Source organism: Burkholderia sp. ZZQ-2 (assembly GCF_050768715.1).
Classification (GTDB): Bacteria; Pseudomonadota; Gammaproteobacteria; order Burkholderiales; family Burkholderiaceae; genus Burkholderia; species Burkholderia cepacia.
On the sequence record NZ_LDVA01000110.1, the window covers coordinates 55355 to 69459 of the forward strand.

Consider the following 14105-nt stretch of genomic DNA (forward strand, 5'->3'; position numbering starts at 1 on the left):
CACAAGGACAACTCCACCGCACTTTCCGCCATGTCCCAGTCAACCTGTTCGGCACGCGACATCGTTGTCGTCGGCTTCGAAGGCGTCCAGTCGCTCGACATCACGGGCCCGATGGAAGTGTTCGCGGTCGCGAACCGTCATCTTCCCGACCATGCGCTGCCGTACCGGCTCACGCTCGCGTCGCAACACGGCGACGACATTGTCACGCACGCGGGCCTGCGCCTCGCCGGTACGGCCCCGCTGGCGGCGCTGCCGGGGCAGATCGACACGATCGTCGTCGCCGGCGGCAATGAAGCGGCACTGCGACACGCGGCGTCGGAAGCCGGCGTGCTGCCGTGGCTGCGCACGCGAATCGCGGACACGCGGCGCATCGCGAGCATCTGCACGGGTGCGTTCGTGCTCGCCGCGGGCGGATGGCTGGACGGCAAGCGCGCGACCACGCACTGGAACCAGTGTGCGACGCTGCAGGCGCTGTGCCCCGACGCGCGAATCGAACCGGACGCGATCTACGTGAGCGATCCGCCGTTTCATACGTCGGCCGGCGTGACGGCCGGCATCGATCTGTGTCTTGCACTCGTCGAGGCGGACTGCGGCGCGCCGACCGCGCTCGCGGTCGCGCGCGAACTCGTGCTGTTCGTGCACCGTCCCGGCGGGCAGGCGCAGTTCAGCGTCGGGCTCGATATCCAGGCCAACGCGACGCCGCGCATGCGGACGCTGCTCACCGGGATCGCCGACGATCCGACCGGCGATCTCGGCGTCGCCGCGCTGGCCGCACGGATGCACATGAGCGAACGCTCGTTTGCGCGCAACTTCCTCAAGGAAACCGGACGATCGCCCGCGCAGTTCGTCCTTGCGGCACGCGTCGAGCGCGCGAAGGCGCTGCTGGAGCGGGCCGACTGGCCGCTCGAGCGGATCGCCGAGCGGTCGGGATTCGGCAGCGTCGACGCGTTGCAGCGCGCATTCGCGAAGCAGGTCGGCGTCTCGCCGCGCGACTATCGCGCACGCTTCGGCGTGAGGCGCGACCGGCAGCGGATCGCGTAGGCCGGCGCACCGCGCAATACGCGTTCCAGGATACGTTGAACCTGAACCCCGTCGCGTACCTGCGGGTCGTGCGCCTGAATCACGCACGCCGCGAGCTTCGGCTCGGCGATTCCGTGACGTCTGCCGCGGCCACCAAATGGGGCTCCCGGCACCTGAGCAGTTTCGCGCGGGACTATCGCGCGATGTCCGGCGAGTTGCCGTCGGCCATCGCGAAGCGCTACGCGCGCCACGCAACCTGAACGCCTGTCACCTTCCGGTGGCCGGTGCGAACGATCCCGCGCCGGCCGCCGCCCTGCCCGCTACGTCACTCGTCCTGCTGATCCTGCTGCGCCTGCACCTGCCGCTGCCGGATGAACTGCCGCACATCGCTCATCGTCACGCGGCCGGTGTGCTTCGCATCGATCTCGTCGAAGTGCTTCGACACGAAGCCCAGGCCGCTGCTCTGCGCCTGCGCCTTCGTCACGGCCGCGCCGTTGCTCAGCACCGTATTGGCGCCGAGCCGCGCATCGACACGCTGCTGCGCCTGCTGCTGCAACGTCGCGCCGGTCGACGGCAGCACCGGCGCCGCCCGCGTGGCAGGAAAGAACGGACCGTCGACACCGTGCCCGCCGTGCGGCAGCTTCACCGGCGCCACCGACTGCGGCGGCAACGCGTGGGCACTGCTCATCACGGCACCGAGGACGATCAACGGGGACATACGCCGCATCAAATTGATTAGGGACATGATCACTCGCATTCAATGGATGAATAGAGGGTTCCTTTGACAAGGAGTCCGTCGCTCAAGGGGCCGCCGCCAGCGTCGTCGCGGCCGTCGCGCCCGGGACGCTGCCGGTCGGCACGCCCGGCGGGTTTTCATCCGGCCACGGCGGCGGCAGCGTGTGCAGCGTCAGTGCCGTCGGAATCCGCGCGCCCTTGTAGAACGTCTTCAGGTCCCGCTTCATCTGCGGACGGGCGACGTCGTCCAGGTAGATCATGTGGCCGCCCTGGAAGAAGTTCACCTGCAGCTTCGGATTCAGGCCCTTCACCGTCTGCAGCCGCGCGAGCTGCTTCTCGGTGTTGAAGAACGGCGTCGCGAGATCGTGGAAACCGTTCTCCGCGAGCACGCGCAGCTTCGGGTTGAGCTGCAGCGCACCGAGCAGATCGGGGATCGTGTCGGGCATCGGCTGGCCGTCGTGCGAGAAGTCCCAGACGCCGATGATGTTGTCGTTCAGCGGCAGGTACGTCGCGTTCGGCGCGGTGTAGCCGAGGTAATCCGGCATCTGCGTCGCAAGCGCGTTCGTGAACGGCTGCGAAATCAGGATGTCGGACGGGTCGCCGTCGTTCTGCAGCCGCGGATCGGAGTTCGGCAACGACACGCGTCCGTCATACCGGCCGATCGTCGTGCCGGGCAGCAGGCTCGTGCCGAACGGATTCGCGTTGAAGTAGCCGCGCAGCGCCTGTTGCGTGAGGCTCGACGGGATCGACCACAGCTTGAGCGTCGCGTCGCTCGGGAACACCGGCGTGCCGAGCGCATCCGGAATGCCGAGCTGGCTCAACACCCACGACTGCGAATACTTCTGCAGCTGGTTGTAGATCAGCGTCGTGAACAGTTCCGTCTGCAGTGCGTACAGATCCTGGTTCACCGGTGCCGGCGAAACCTGGTTGAAGTACGCCGCGACCGCCGCATAACCGGGCAGGTAACCGGCCACGGTATCGGTTTCGAGCAGCAGCCCCTCCGTCGACTGCGTGATCGCCACGGCTTCCACCGCATCCGCGAAGTAGTTCAGGATCGCCGACTGCAGCACGATGCCCGTCAGGTGCACGCCGGCCGATTCGAGCGCCAGCGCGAGCATGTCGGTACGCGGCGTGCCGTACGACTCGCCGTACAGGTAGATCGGCGACGTGCCGCGGCTGTTGACGTTCAGGTAGCGCTGGATGAAGTCGCGCATGATGTTCACGTCCGCGTCGGAACTCCAGTACTTCTGGTTGGTGTTCGGCAACACGGCTTCCGACAGCCCGGTGCCGGGCGGGTCGATGAACACGAGGTCGGTGGTGTCGATCAGGCTGTCGGCGTTGTCGACGAGCGGATAGTTCGGCCAGTTGCTGCCGAACCCCGGATCGGGCGTGGCCACGCGGGTCGGCGCGAACGAGCCGAGACGCAGCCAGATCGACGACGAGCCGGGGCCGCCGTTATAGACGAACGTGACGGGGCGCGGCTTGCCGTTCGTGCTCGGCGCGGTGTACGCGACGTACGACATCGACGCTTCCGCATTGCCGTTCGCGTCCTGCGCGGTCAGGTGGCCGGTGGTCGTCGTGTAGTTGACGGTCGTGCCGCCGTTTTTCCACTGGTAATGCATGACGGCCGCTTTCTCGGACACCTGGGCGGGCGCGAGGCCGTCGCCCGCGTTCAACGAATAGGCGACCTGGTCGACGTAAGGCTGGTTGGCCGCCGGTGTCTGGCTGCCGGCCGCTTGCGCGCTGGCCTGCTGACTGGCCGTTGTCTGCGCGAGACTCGATGCGCCGACGGACGATGAATCGTCGCCGCCGCACGCCGAGAGCGCGAGTGTCATCGCGGTCAATGCGCCTAGCCCGGCCATCCGGCCGCGACGGGCACGGCGGTTGCCGGTACTGCTCCTGTCTGGTTTCATCTCGTTCCTTGTGGCTGGTTCGGATACCGCTTCACAAAGGCCGCCCTCACTGGCGAGACGCGCAGCAACACCCGCCACTCGCGCAAAGGCGGTTGGGATCGGACTGCTTCAAGAGACTGAACGTGATACAGACACAGCAAACTGCTGGCGAGAATCGTGCTTGAACCGCCCCCTGCAGTTTGGACTTCTTTTCTGATTACCGAAATTTACGACATCGACAAAATAGGCGGTGCTGCGCCGCGTTGTCAAAGATCATTCCGATATTAAAAATCCCGCAATGATGCGAAGGGCCGCCAGTGTCTGGCATTTGAAAGAAAACGGGATTATTCGTGCAAGGTGCGTCTCGTCGGCAATGCCGCGCCGAATATTTTACTTTTTCGCGAACAACGACGAAGCCTTTACTGTATTGATGCAGCACGCTCAATACCTTCAGATCGACAGGATTTTTCTTTCATTTTTATTATCGCCAATCGATTAATGCATTGCGGCGAAATGCAGGCTTGATTCGAAGATTCGATTCACTTCAATCATTCTTCAATCCGGGGCTTATGCCTCCCTGCCATCCATAAAATACCGATTTCGCGGAATTGCATCGGTTCCAGTGGAATTATTTACCCGATATCCGGCCGGGTTTGTCGATGCGCGAGCGGCGTGCGATTCATCCGCCGCCGCCCGCGCGACGACGTGCGCACCTGCCGCACGTCGTCCATCGCGAAGCCGGTTCAACCCGCGCTCAATGCCCGCCGCCCGGCAGCGCGATATCGATCAGCACCGGGTCGTGATCCGACGAACGATACGCATCCGGCGCGTAGAACGTCTTCTGCTGCTCCGCCGATTTGTAGGCGAGCGTGTACTGCAGCGCGAGCGGCTCGTCCGCGTTGATGTGCCATTCGTGCACGGCCTTCACGTGCGACGCGAGCGGCAGTGTCGCGAGCGCGTGATCGAGATAACCGGCTTCGCCGTTGTACACGTAGCTGTACGCATTCGCGCCGATCCAGCGCGCGACGAGGTTGCGGTAGCCGCGCGATTCGAGCGTGCGGATCGGGTCTTCGTACGTGTAGCTGTTGAAATCGCCGATCAGCAGCACGCCCTGGCCCGCGACGCCCGTCGGGTTGCCGGCGAGCCAGTCGGCCACCTTCGCCGCCGCGCGCGTGCGCGTCGGGTTCCAGCAACCCTGGCCGTCACCCTGGTCGAGATCGTCGTTCGTGGCGTCCGGGCAGTTCTTCGACTTCAGGTGGTTGACCGCGACCGTCAGCGACTGCTTGTTGCCGCCGACCAGCCGGAACGACTGCGCGAGCGGCTGGCGGTTCTTGTCGTCGATCGCGAGCGTGGCCGCGCGGCCGACCGGCTCGACCTTGCGGCTGTCGTAGATCATCGCGACCGTGATCGCATCGCCGCCGAGGCGCGACACGCCCGGGTCGACCACGCGCCAGTGGTTGCCGAGCTTCGCCGCGAGCTGGCGCACCGCGCTCAGTTCGCCGTAGCCGTTGTTCTGGATTTCCATCAGGCCGATCACGTCGGCGTCGATCGCCTTCAGCGCGCTGACGATCTTCGCTTCCTGGCGCTGGAATTCCTGGAAGTTCTTCGCGCCGCGGTTGTTCGGATCGTCGAAGCCGCCGCCAAGACCGTTGCCGTTGAAGTAGTTGAGGACGTTGAACGACGCGACGCGCAGGTTCGATTTCGGATCGCGCGCGGGTGCATTGGTGCGCGGGTTCGTGCGCGCGTCGAATGCCGGCACGGCCGCGCCGGGCAGCGGCTGCACGCGCCACGCGCCGTAACGCACTTCGAGCACGCCTTCGACGTCGCGCACCGTGTAGCCCGCACGCAGCGTGTTCGCGGCCGACAGGCCCGGCGCCGGATACGGCACGGTCGTAGGGTTCTGCTTGTTCGAGCCGTCGTCGAGGATGAGACGGTTGCGTGCGTTCGCATCGATCTGCGTCTGTGCCTGCGCGGGCGGCACGACACTCGTCGGCGTGCGCAGGCGACCGTTGCTGAGCATCACGCTGCCGTAACGGCCGAGTTCGTAGTTGTCGGTGACGTTCAGCGTCTGCGGCAGGCGCACCAGCATCCCTTCATACGCGGCGAACGCGTTCGGGCTGTCGACCGGCAACGTGAGCGTCGCAGGCGTGACGGTCTGGCCGTTCGCGCACACCGCGATCGCGCCCGACTGCGTGAGCTGCGTCTGCCCGTACTTCTCCTCGACCTTGCCCGTCACGTGCACGAGGTCGCCGGCCTTCGCGCGCACTTTCGGCGCATAGACGAACAGGCCCTCGGACACGCCCGACTGGTTGCGGCGCTGCGCGTCGGCCTGCTGGACGAAGAAGCCGCCGAAGCCGTCCGTGCCGCCGAAATCGGCGGTGACGACGGCTTCGATCGACACGTTCTGGCCGGCGAGCGGCGACGGCGCGCCCGGCCCCTGGATGTCGGCGATCGGCGTCGTGCTGCCGCCGCAGTTCGGGCTGACGGGCGCGGCGGTGGCGGCGAAAACCGGCGCGGCGAGCGTCGGGAGCAGCAATAGCGGGGTGAAGAGGCGGATTGTCGAGCGCATGACGGGGAATCCCGGTTGTGAGGGTGGCGAAAGCTTAGCGGCGCTCAATGACAGTTTTTGGTAATCGAAAGACAGGCCGATGTAATTGTCGTCATCACGCTGCGATCGCCACCGATCGCACGTTCGGGCCTGAAAACGCGGGGAAATCGTCCGGCAATAAATTCGTCGTGCTCGCGACGATTCCCCCGCGTGCCTTCGCGCATGGTCCGCCGCGCTATACCGTCCCCGGCAACGCGCTCGACACGAGCACGGCCGCCACCATCAGCACGCCGCCGAGCACGACCGCCTCGATCCGCAGCACTGTGCCGAACCGTTTCAGCGAAACAGCCGGCATCGCGGCGGCTGGGTCCTTCAGCGCGGCCAACAGCTTCGGCATCCCAAAGAAGCGGTTGTGCCCGCCGAGCGCCGCGGCGATCAGCACCAGCGCGAGCTTCAGCAGCAGGATCTGCCCGTACGTCGACGCGAGCAGGTTGGCGGGCGTGTCGACGCCGCGCCAGCCGTTGTACGCGCCGGTCGCGAACAGCACGATCAGCGCATATGTCGATGCATCGGACAGCGACTGCACGAACGATGCGCCCGTCGTGCGTTCGCTCGCGGGCAGGCCGACGAGCCGCGGCATCACGCCGAACGCCGTCACGAGCACGAGCCCGACCCACGCGCTGATCGCCAGAAGATGCAGCCAGTCGACCCATACCGGCACGCTGAACAGCCCTGCGTCCACCGGATGCCCGCCGTTGCTGCGCGCGAGCGCGACACCGGCGAGCGCGGCCCAGATCGCGAACGGAAAACGCGAATCGTGCGCTCGCCTGACGAACGACAGCAGCACGACGACGAGCATGAATATGGCGCCGGCCAGCCACGCATGACCGAACCCCGTGCCCGCGAGCATCGCGCGGACGGCCGGCCCGGCGTCGAGCATCGACACGTCGCTCATCAGCGCGCAGTGCGCCCAGAACGCGGTAATGCTGGCAAGCAGCGACACGACGGACGCGATGCGCAGCGTCGCGACGAGCCGCCGCCCGATGCCGTGCTGCCACGCCGACGCGCCGCGCGCGAGCCAGTGGCTGCCGAGCAGCGCGCCGACGACGACGGCGAACCCGGCATTCTGGATCGCCACCGACACGAGCCGCAGGAGACCGACGAAGCCGTCGTTCACCCTTTCACCTTGAACGTATAGGCGCCCTTGGTGCGATGCGCGTCGGCCGTCATCGCGACCCACTGCACCGTGTACGCGCCCGGCGCGAGCTTCGGCATCGCAATGGTCATCACGCGCGGGTTCGATGCATCGACCTTCGCCTTTTCCTGCGTGACGGCGTTGCCGTTCGCGTCCGACACCTTCACCGAACTGAACGTCGGTTCGAGGTCTTCGTTGAAGGTGAGCCGCAACGTGTCGGGCACCGTGTCGACCGTGCTGCCCGTCGCCGGTGCGGCGCTTTCCAGCTTGCCGTGCGCCGATGCGGCGACCGGCGCGGCCGCGACGATCGTGCCGGCCGCGGCGACGGCGGCCAGCCGCCTGAGAGTCGTGATCTTCATGTTCATGCCTCGCGTCACGGCTTCTTCAGCTCGACGACGGTCAGCGCGCCGCCCACGTCCTCGGCGACGAAGTCGATCTTGTCGCCCACCTTCACCTGCGACAGCATCGCCGGGTCCTTCACCTTGAACACCATCGTCATCGCGTCCATCCCGAGGTTGTCGAGCGGGCCGTGCTTGATCGTCAGCTTGCCCGCAGCCGTGTCGACCTTGCGGATTTCGCCGTGCGACATGCTCCGCTTTGCCGCGGCTTCCTGCTTCGCGCCACCGCTCATGTCCATACCGGCCATGTCGCCCGCCGCGTACGACGCGGCGGAAAACGCCAGCGCCCAACCCGTTGCCATCAAAACCAGTCCCTGCTTCATCGTGTCGACTCCCGTGTGAGTGAATGGAAACCGGCGGCCGCATCGGTACGGCCGCCGCATGCTGCTGCTCAACCGTCCGGCAGTTCGCCGGTGTACTCGTACGCGACGGTGCCCTTCGGATGCCTGAACCAGCCCGGATCGCGATAGTCGTTGCGGCCGAGGCCCTGCCGCACCTTGCAGACCGTGAACATGCCGCCCATCTCCAGCGGCCCGAACGGGCCCGTGCCCGTCATCATCGGCAGCGTGTTGTCGGGCAGCGGCATCTCCATGCCGCCCATCGCGCCGCCCGTGCTGCCCATCGCCATGTAGTCGGGCACGAGCTTGCCGATGCGCTGCGCGAGATCCTTCTGCGGCACGCCGATCAAATTCGGCACCTGGTGGCCCATCGCATTCATCGTGTGATGCGACTTGTGGCAGTGGAATGCCCAGTCGCCCGGGCGATCGGCGGTGAACTCGATCGCGCGCATCTGGCCCACCGCGACATCGGCCGTCACTTCCGGCCAGCGCGCCGCCGGCGGAATCCAGCCGCCGTCGGTGCCCGCGACTTCGAAGCTGTAGCCGTGCAGGTGGATCGGATGGTTCGTCATCGTCAGGTTGCCGAAACGAATCCGCACGCGGTCGCCCGCGCGCACCGGCAGCGGATCGATGCCCGGGAACACGCGCGAATTGAACGTCCACATGTTGAAGTCCGTCATCTCGTTCACGCGCGGCGTGTAGCTGCCCGGATCGATGTCGTACGCGGCGAGCAGGAACACGAAGTCGCGATCGACCGGCATCGTGCCGCGATCCTTCGGGTGCACGATGAACATGCCCATCATCCCCATCGCCATCTGCACCATCTCGTCGGCGTGCGGGTGATACATGAACGTGCCATGCGCCTCGAGCTGGAACTCGTAGACGAAGGTCTTGCCGGGCGGGATATGCGGCTGCGTGAGGCCGCCGACGCCGTCCATCCCGTTCGGCAGCCGCAGCCCGTGCCAGTGGATCGTCGTGTGCTCGGGCAGCCGGTTGGTCACGAAGATGCGCACCTTGTCGCCTTCGACGGCCTCGATCGTCGGCCCGGGCGACTGGCCGTTGTAGCCCCACAGGTTCGCGTTCATGCCGGGCGCCATCTCGCGCACGACGGGCTCGGCCGTCAGGTGGAACTCCTTCCAGCCGTTCTTCATCCGCCACGGCAGCGTCCAGCCGTTCAGCGTCGCGACGGGCGTGTACGGCCGGCCGTTCGGCGGCACGAGCGGCGGCTGCGTGCCGGTTTTCGCCATCGTGGGCGCTTCCGGCAACGACGCGGCGCCGGCCTTGCTGACCATCGCCGAACCGAGCAGCGCGGCGCCCGAGTGGCTGAGAAATTGTCGACGGGACACCATGTCAATGACCTTCAGGATGCGTTTGCGTCGCGGGCGCCGATTGCGCCGCGGAGGTGGAAGCCGGCTGCGGCGCAGCGTCGGCGATTGAAGCGGATTCCGGCCGGGCAGATGGCGTCGCACGCGGCACGTCGCCCGGCGTCGGCAGCCGCCCCCCGACGGCCATCTGCAGATCGGTTTCGGCGAGCCAGTAGTCCTTCAGCGCATCGATGTAGCCGTTCACCGCGCCGACCTGTTCGCGCGCATCGGCCAGCAGCTCGAACACGCTCGCGAGCATCCCGTTGTAGCGCAGCAGCAGCTCGTCCGAGATCGTCTTGCGCAGCGGCACGACTTCGTCGCGATAGTGGGTGGCGACGTCGTAGCTCGTCACGTAGGCCGCATACGATTCGCGCACTTCGGAACGCGCATCGATGGCCGTTTTCGCGAGCCGGTTCGCCGACTGCATGTAGACGGCCTCCGCCCGCGCGACCTTCGCGCCGCCCCAGTCGAACAGCGGAATCTCGACGCTGATCTCGAAGCCGTGCTCGTGCCCCTTGCCGGTCTCGTAGTCGTTCACGTAGCCGAGATCCACCGCATTGACGAAGCGCGTGGCCTTGCTCAGGCCGAGCGACGACGCGACACCCTGCGTCTGCAGCTTCGCGGCCTGGATGTCGAGGCGGTTGCGCATCGCGAAGCGTTCGAGATCGGGCAGGTCCGGCCGCGCTTTCGGCAGGTCGGGCAAGCGCTCGGGCAGCGCGTATTGCGTGCGTTCGCCCCACAGCCCCATCGCACGCGTGAGCTTCTCGCGCGCGGCCACGGCCTGCTGGCGCGCCTTCGCGTGCTGCGCGACCGCATCGGCGTGGAACGCCTGCTCCCGAGCGTAATCGAGGCGGCTGAAGTTGCCGGCCTGCCGCATGCGCTGCGCCAGTTCGGCGGCCGCGCTCGCTGCATCGCGCACCTGCCCTGCATAGTTCGCGGCCTGTTCGGCCGCGACGGCCTCGACATACGCGCGGCGCGCGTCGGCGGCCACCTTCAGCATCGCGTCGGCGGTTTCGAGCTTGGTCTGCTCGAAGCGGCGGCGTTCGATGTTCGTCGCGAGCGGCAGGGTCAGCAGCGCGAACACGTTCGCCGAGAACGTGCGGCCGAGGGTCAGCTCGCCGTCGCCCGCGCGCGTGCGGCTGAACGCGAAACGCGGGTTCGGCAGCCGGCCAGCCTGGACGAGATCAGCCTCCGACAGCCCCAGTTCCGCGTACGACGCCTGCAGGCCGCGGTTGTTCAGCAGCGCGACCTGCACGGCGTCGTCGATCGACAGCGGCTTGGCCAGCAGTTCCTTCGTGCGCGTGTCGACGGCTTCACGGTCGGCGTCGGTCCTGACCACGACCGCGTCCTTGCCGATGCGCTCCGACGCGACGGACGACACCGCGTCGAAACCGCCGTCCTTCGAAAACGTCGTACAGCCTGCGAGGAAGGCCAGCACGGCCGCGGCCGCGCCGATCCTCGGCGAGATCGACAGCATCGTCATCGCGCGGCCTCCTCGTGCATCGAACGGGGAGCGCCGCCAGCCACGCGACCGGTCGCGCGCCCCTTCGCGGGCCGTTCCGTCACGTCGCGGTTCAGCTGTTTCCAGCCCGGGCCTTCGTCGTCACGATACGGCCGGTAGCCGTCGAATGCGGATGTCACGGTGACGTCCGGCACCGCCGCGGCGGCGTCCGCCGGATCGGGCAGCGGGGTTTGCGCAGGCGCGAGCGACGGCACGATGGCCGCCGCGCCAAGCAGCGCCGCAGTAATCAATCGCATGAATGGGTCTCGTCGTGAGTCGTCCGGCGGACGGGATGCCGCCGCCGGAGCGGATTGCGGAGCACGGCCGGTCGGGGCCGCGGGCGGGGTCTAGACGAGAAGCCGGCGCGGCGGCCTGTCGATGCCGCCGGTCAGGAACGACACGACCCCGGCTGCGGGCGGTGGCGAGACGATCGCCGCGCGAACGCCGGCCGCGGCGGGGACGGCGGGCGCGCCCGACATGCCGGCGCCGACGCAGCAGGACACGCACGCGGAACACGCCGGCGCATGCCGGGCGTGGCTGTCGGCGTCGTGATGGCCGTCCTGCGCGGCCGGCATCGTGTGCGACGCCGCTTCCATCGGCGCGACGGCAACGCGTTCGCACTGCATCGAAACAGTCGCGAACGACTGGATCGGCAGGCTCAGCGCCAGCAGCACGACGAGGAGGAATTTGCGCCAGTACGACATGGATGCGGAATCAGGCAGGCAACGACCGGTTGGGCCGGCGCGGCGCCGTGACAGCGCGTGCCGGGGGACAAGACGGCCGCAGCTTATCGCCGTCGCGGTGACGACGACATGGCCGAAACATGACCGGATTTTCATGAAACGCGGGCGACGCGCCGCAAGCGCTTCATGACAATTCCGTCATCCGGCGGTCATTCTCCGCGCACGCTCGGCGCCCTATGCTCACGCGTTACACTGACCGGCTGGAATCACGGACAGCCTGCCTCACCATGCGGATACTGATAGTCGAAGACGAACCCAAGATGGCGTCGTACCTCCGGAAAGGGCTGATGGAGGCGAGTTACACGGTCGACATCGCGGAAACCGGCAAGGACGGGCTGTTCCTTGCGCTGCACGAGGATTTCGATCTCGTCGTGCTCGACGTGATGCTGCCGGAAATGGATGGCTTCGAGGTGCTCCGGCGCCTGCGCGCGCAGAAGCAGACGCCGGTGCTGCTGCTCACGGCGCGCGAGGCGATCGAGGACAAGGTCGCCGGGCTCGAGCTGGGTGCCGACGACTACCTGCTCAAGCCGTTCGCGTATGCCGAGTTTCTCGCGCGCATCCGCTCGCTGCTGCGACGCGCACCGCGCAACGTGCGCGACATCCTGCATGTCGCCGATCTCGAAGTCGACCTGATCCGCCGCCGCGTGCGGCGCGCCGACACCCGCATCGACCTGACCGCGCAGGAATTCGCGCTGCTGCAGTTGCTCGCCGAACGCGAAGGCGAAGTGCTGACGCGCACCTTCATCACGTCGCAGATCTGGGACATGAATTTCGACAGCGACACGAACGTCGTCGATGCCGCGATCAAGCGCCTGCGCGCGAAGATCGACAACGCCCATGAGAAGAAGCTGATCCACACGATCCGCGGGATGGGCTACGTGCTCGAGGATCGTTCGTGACGCGCAGCAGCCCGGCCTCGTATTCGCTGCTGCGTCGCCTGACGCTGGCGTTCGCCGTCGTCGCCGCGCTCGTGTTCGCGCTGACCGGCGCGTACCTGTATCGCTCGTTGTCCGCCGAGCTGACGCGGCGCGACGACATCGAGATCTCCGGCAAGCTCAACCAGTTCCTGCAGCTTGCGCACGCGAGCGGCTCGGCTGCCGCGCTGCGCGCCGATCCGGCCGTGTTTCATGAAGTGCTGCTGTCGCATCCGGGCGTCTATCTCGGTATCTACGACGCGCGGAACCGCGCGCTCGTCGAGCATTCCGACGAAGCCGGCCACACGCTGGCGTCGGTGATCGCCGCGCCCCATCCGGCCAGCGCAGCGGGCACCCCGTTCACGTGCGCGCCGCCCGGCATCGGCACGTCGCGCTGCGTGTATGCGCGCGCCACGCTGCCGTCCGGCGATGCGATCCAGGTTGCGCTTGCACGCACGGCGACCGATCGCCAGTCGTTGCTCGAAAGCTATCGCGTCGACATCTGGCTCGCGGCGGCCGCCGGCGCGCTGCTGGTCGGCGCGCTCGGTTACGCGGTCGCGTCGCGCGGCCTGCGCCCGGTCGAGAGCCTCGGCCGGCAGACGTCACGCATAGAGGCGCACAACCTGAACGCGCGGCTCGACGCGCGTGGCGGCCCGGTCGAGCTGCGTGAGCTCGCGACGTCGGTCAACCGGATGCTCGACCGCCTCGAACGCGCGTTCGTGCGGCTCTCCCAGTTCTCGTCCGATCTCGCGCACGACATGCGCACGCCGCTCGCCAACGTGATCAGTTCGTCGCAGGTCACGCTGTCGCGCGCGCGCACGACCGAGGAATACGAAGCGCTGATCGATTCGAACATCGAGGAATGCGAACGGCTGCAGCGGATGATCGAGAACATGCTGTTTCTCGCGCGCACCGACAATGCGCGTCAGCACCTGAAGACCAGCGAACTTGACGCGGGCGGCGAGTTGCGCCGGCTCGCGTCGTATTTCCAGGCGCTTGCCGATGAAGCCGGCGTAAGCATCGACGTGCAAGGCGAAGCGACCGTCGCCGCCGATGCGACGCTGTTCCGGCGCGCCGTCAGCAATCTCGCGTCGAACGCGCTCGAACACGCGCAAGCCGGGTCGACGATCGAGCTGGCGGTGTCCACGCAAGGCGGGTATGCGGTCGTCGAAGTCACCAATCGCGGCGCCGCGATTCCACCCGAACAGGTCGAACGGATCTTCGAGCGCTTCTACCGCATCGATTCGTCGCGGCACGGCGCGGCGCGCAACGCGGGCCTCGGGCTCGCGATCGTGAAATCGATCATGGAGCTGCATCGCGGCAAGGTCGAGGTCGCAAGCCGTGACGGGCGCACGACGTTTGCGCTGCATTTTCCGCGCGGCTTCGAGGGGTAAGGCGTTTCCCACGCGTGTCGCGTCGGCATGACGGCCGGCGCGACACCAGACGAAGCACGACGA

General features: G+C 67.2%; 14 protein-coding genes. 4 read left to right on the plus strand and 10 right to left on the minus strand.

The features are described 5' to 3' along the window. Positions 1–30 precede the first annotated feature (30 nt). Entirely contained in the window at positions 31–1041 is a 1011-nt protein-coding gene (locus ABY44_RS05945; RefSeq protein ID WP_060171602.1) for a GlxA family transcriptional regulator, read from the plus strand. Between the two features lie 35 nt (positions 1042–1076). Beyond that, on the plus strand, positions 1077–1280 hold the full coding sequence (locus tag ABY44_RS05950) for a helix-turn-helix domain-containing protein (RefSeq protein WP_060171604.1): 204 nt from the start codon (positions 1077–1079) through the stop codon (positions 1278–1280). A gap of 65 nt (positions 1281–1345) precedes the next feature. On the opposite strand, the gene ABY44_RS05955 is transcribed toward ABY44_RS05950, so the two are convergent. The 10 genes from ABY44_RS05955 to ABY44_RS06000 all read right to left on the minus strand — a co-directional run bounded on the left by ABY44_RS05955 (position 1346) and on the right by ABY44_RS06000 (position 11695). Beyond that, positions 1346–1777 carry a hypothetical protein gene (locus tag ABY44_RS05955; RefSeq protein WP_049098427.1) on the minus strand — a complete coding sequence of 144 codons (432 nt, stop codon included), beginning with the start codon at positions 1775–1777 and terminating at the stop codon, positions 1346–1348. 43 nt (positions 1778–1820) lie between these two features. Then, positions 1821–3668, minus strand: coding sequence for a S10 family serine carboxypeptidase-like protein (locus ABY44_RS05960; protein WP_060171606.1), 1848 nt, complete (start codon positions 3666–3668; stop codon positions 1821–1823). Positions 3669–4401: 733 nt separating this feature from the next. Beyond that, the gene (locus ABY44_RS05965; protein WP_060171608.1) at positions 4402–6216 is read right to left on the minus strand and encodes an ExeM/NucH family extracellular endonuclease; all 1815 of its coding nucleotides are present in this window, start codon (positions 6214–6216) and stop codon (positions 4402–4404) included. Positions 6217–6430: 214 nt separating this feature from the next. Next, positions 6431–7372, minus strand: coding sequence for a CopD family protein (locus ABY44_RS05970; protein ID WP_060171610.1), 942 nt, complete (start codon positions 7370–7372; stop codon positions 6431–6433). Beyond that, positions 7369–7749: a copper homeostasis periplasmic binding protein CopC gene (copC, locus tag ABY44_RS05975; RefSeq protein WP_060171739.1), complete on the minus strand. Its 381-nt coding sequence runs from the start codon at positions 7747–7749 to the stop codon at positions 7369–7371. The genes ABY44_RS05970 and copC overlap by 4 nt, the downstream gene beginning before the upstream one ends. Before the next feature lie 14 nt (positions 7750–7763). Further along, entirely contained in the window at positions 7764–8111 is a 348-nt protein-coding gene (locus ABY44_RS05980) for a copper-binding protein (protein WP_060171613.1), read from the minus strand. Positions 8112–8179: 68 nt separating this feature from the next. Further along, positions 8180–9475, minus strand: a complete 1296-nt coding sequence (locus tag ABY44_RS05985; RefSeq protein ID WP_027789826.1) for a multicopper oxidase family protein — start codon at positions 9473–9475, stop codon at positions 8180–8182. 1 nt (position 9476) lies between these two features. Next, complete coding sequence (locus ABY44_RS05990; RefSeq protein ID WP_060171615.1) at positions 9477–10973, minus strand: TolC family protein; 1497 nt, start codon at positions 10971–10973, stop codon at positions 9477–9479. Then, a complete protein-coding gene (locus ABY44_RS05995; RefSeq protein WP_060171618.1) occupies positions 10970–11248 on the minus strand; it encodes a hypothetical protein in 279 nt (92 codons plus the stop codon). The genes ABY44_RS05990 and ABY44_RS05995 overlap by 4 nt, the downstream gene beginning before the upstream one ends. A 90-nt stretch (positions 11249–11338) precedes the next feature. Next, the gene (locus tag ABY44_RS06000) at positions 11339–11695 is read right to left on the minus strand and encodes a hypothetical protein (protein WP_059709946.1); all 357 of its coding nucleotides are present in this window, start codon (positions 11693–11695) and stop codon (positions 11339–11341) included. Positions 11696–11961: 266 nt separating this feature from the next. On the opposite strand from ABY44_RS06000, the gene ABY44_RS06005 reads away from it, so the two are divergent. Continuing rightward, positions 11962–12633 (plus strand): heavy metal response regulator transcription factor, encoded by a 672-nt coding sequence (locus ABY44_RS06005; RefSeq protein ID WP_027789830.1) that lies wholly within the window; start codon positions 11962–11964, stop codon positions 12631–12633. Continuing rightward, positions 12630–14042 carry a heavy metal sensor histidine kinase gene (locus ABY44_RS06010; RefSeq protein ID WP_060171620.1) on the plus strand — a complete coding sequence of 471 codons (1413 nt, stop codon included), beginning with the start codon at positions 12630–12632 and terminating at the stop codon, positions 14040–14042. The genes ABY44_RS06005 and ABY44_RS06010 overlap by 4 nt, the downstream gene beginning before the upstream one ends. The last annotated feature ends 63 nt before the right edge of the window (positions 14043–14105 follow it).

Bases quoted from the DNA above. Each gene is read 5' to 3' on its own strand.
- ABY44_RS05960 (WP_060171606.1), bottom strand. From the start codon at position 3,668: ATGAAACCAGACAGGAGCAGTACCGGCAACCGCCGTGCCCGTCGCGGC.
- ABY44_RS05990 (WP_060171615.1), bottom strand. From the start codon at position 10,973: ATGACGATGCTGTCGATCTCGCCGAGGATCGGCGCGGCCGCGGCCGTG.
- ABY44_RS05995 (WP_060171618.1), bottom strand. From the start codon at position 11,248: ATGCGATTGATTACTGCGGCGCTGCTTGGCGCGGCGGCCATCGTGCCG.
- ABY44_RS05965 (WP_060171608.1), bottom strand. From the start codon at position 6,216: ATGCGCTCGACAATCCGCCTCTTCACCCCGCTATTGCTGCTCCCGACG.
- copC (WP_060171739.1), bottom strand. From the start codon at position 7,749: ATGAAGATCACGACTCTCAGGCGGCTGGCCGCCGTCGCCGCGGCCGGC.
- ABY44_RS06000 (WP_059709946.1), bottom strand. From the start codon at position 11,695: ATGTCGTACTGGCGCAAATTCCTCCTCGTCGTGCTGCTGGCGCTGAGC.
- ABY44_RS05955 (WP_049098427.1), bottom strand. From the start codon at position 1,777: ATGCGAGTGATCATGTCCCTAATCAATTTGATGCGGCGTATGTCCCCG.
- ABY44_RS06005 (WP_027789830.1), top strand. From the start codon at position 11,962: ATGCGGATACTGATAGTCGAAGACGAACCCAAGATGGCGTCGTACCTC.
- ABY44_RS05985 (WP_027789826.1), bottom strand. From the start codon at position 9,475: ATGGTGTCCCGTCGACAATTTCTCAGCCACTCGGGCGCCGCGCTGCTC.
- ABY44_RS05980 (WP_060171613.1), bottom strand. From the start codon at position 8,111: ATGAAGCAGGGACTGGTTTTGATGGCAACGGGTTGGGCGCTGGCGTTT.
- ABY44_RS05945 (WP_060171602.1), top strand. From the start codon at position 31: ATGTCCCAGTCAACCTGTTCGGCACGCGACATCGTTGTCGTCGGCTTC.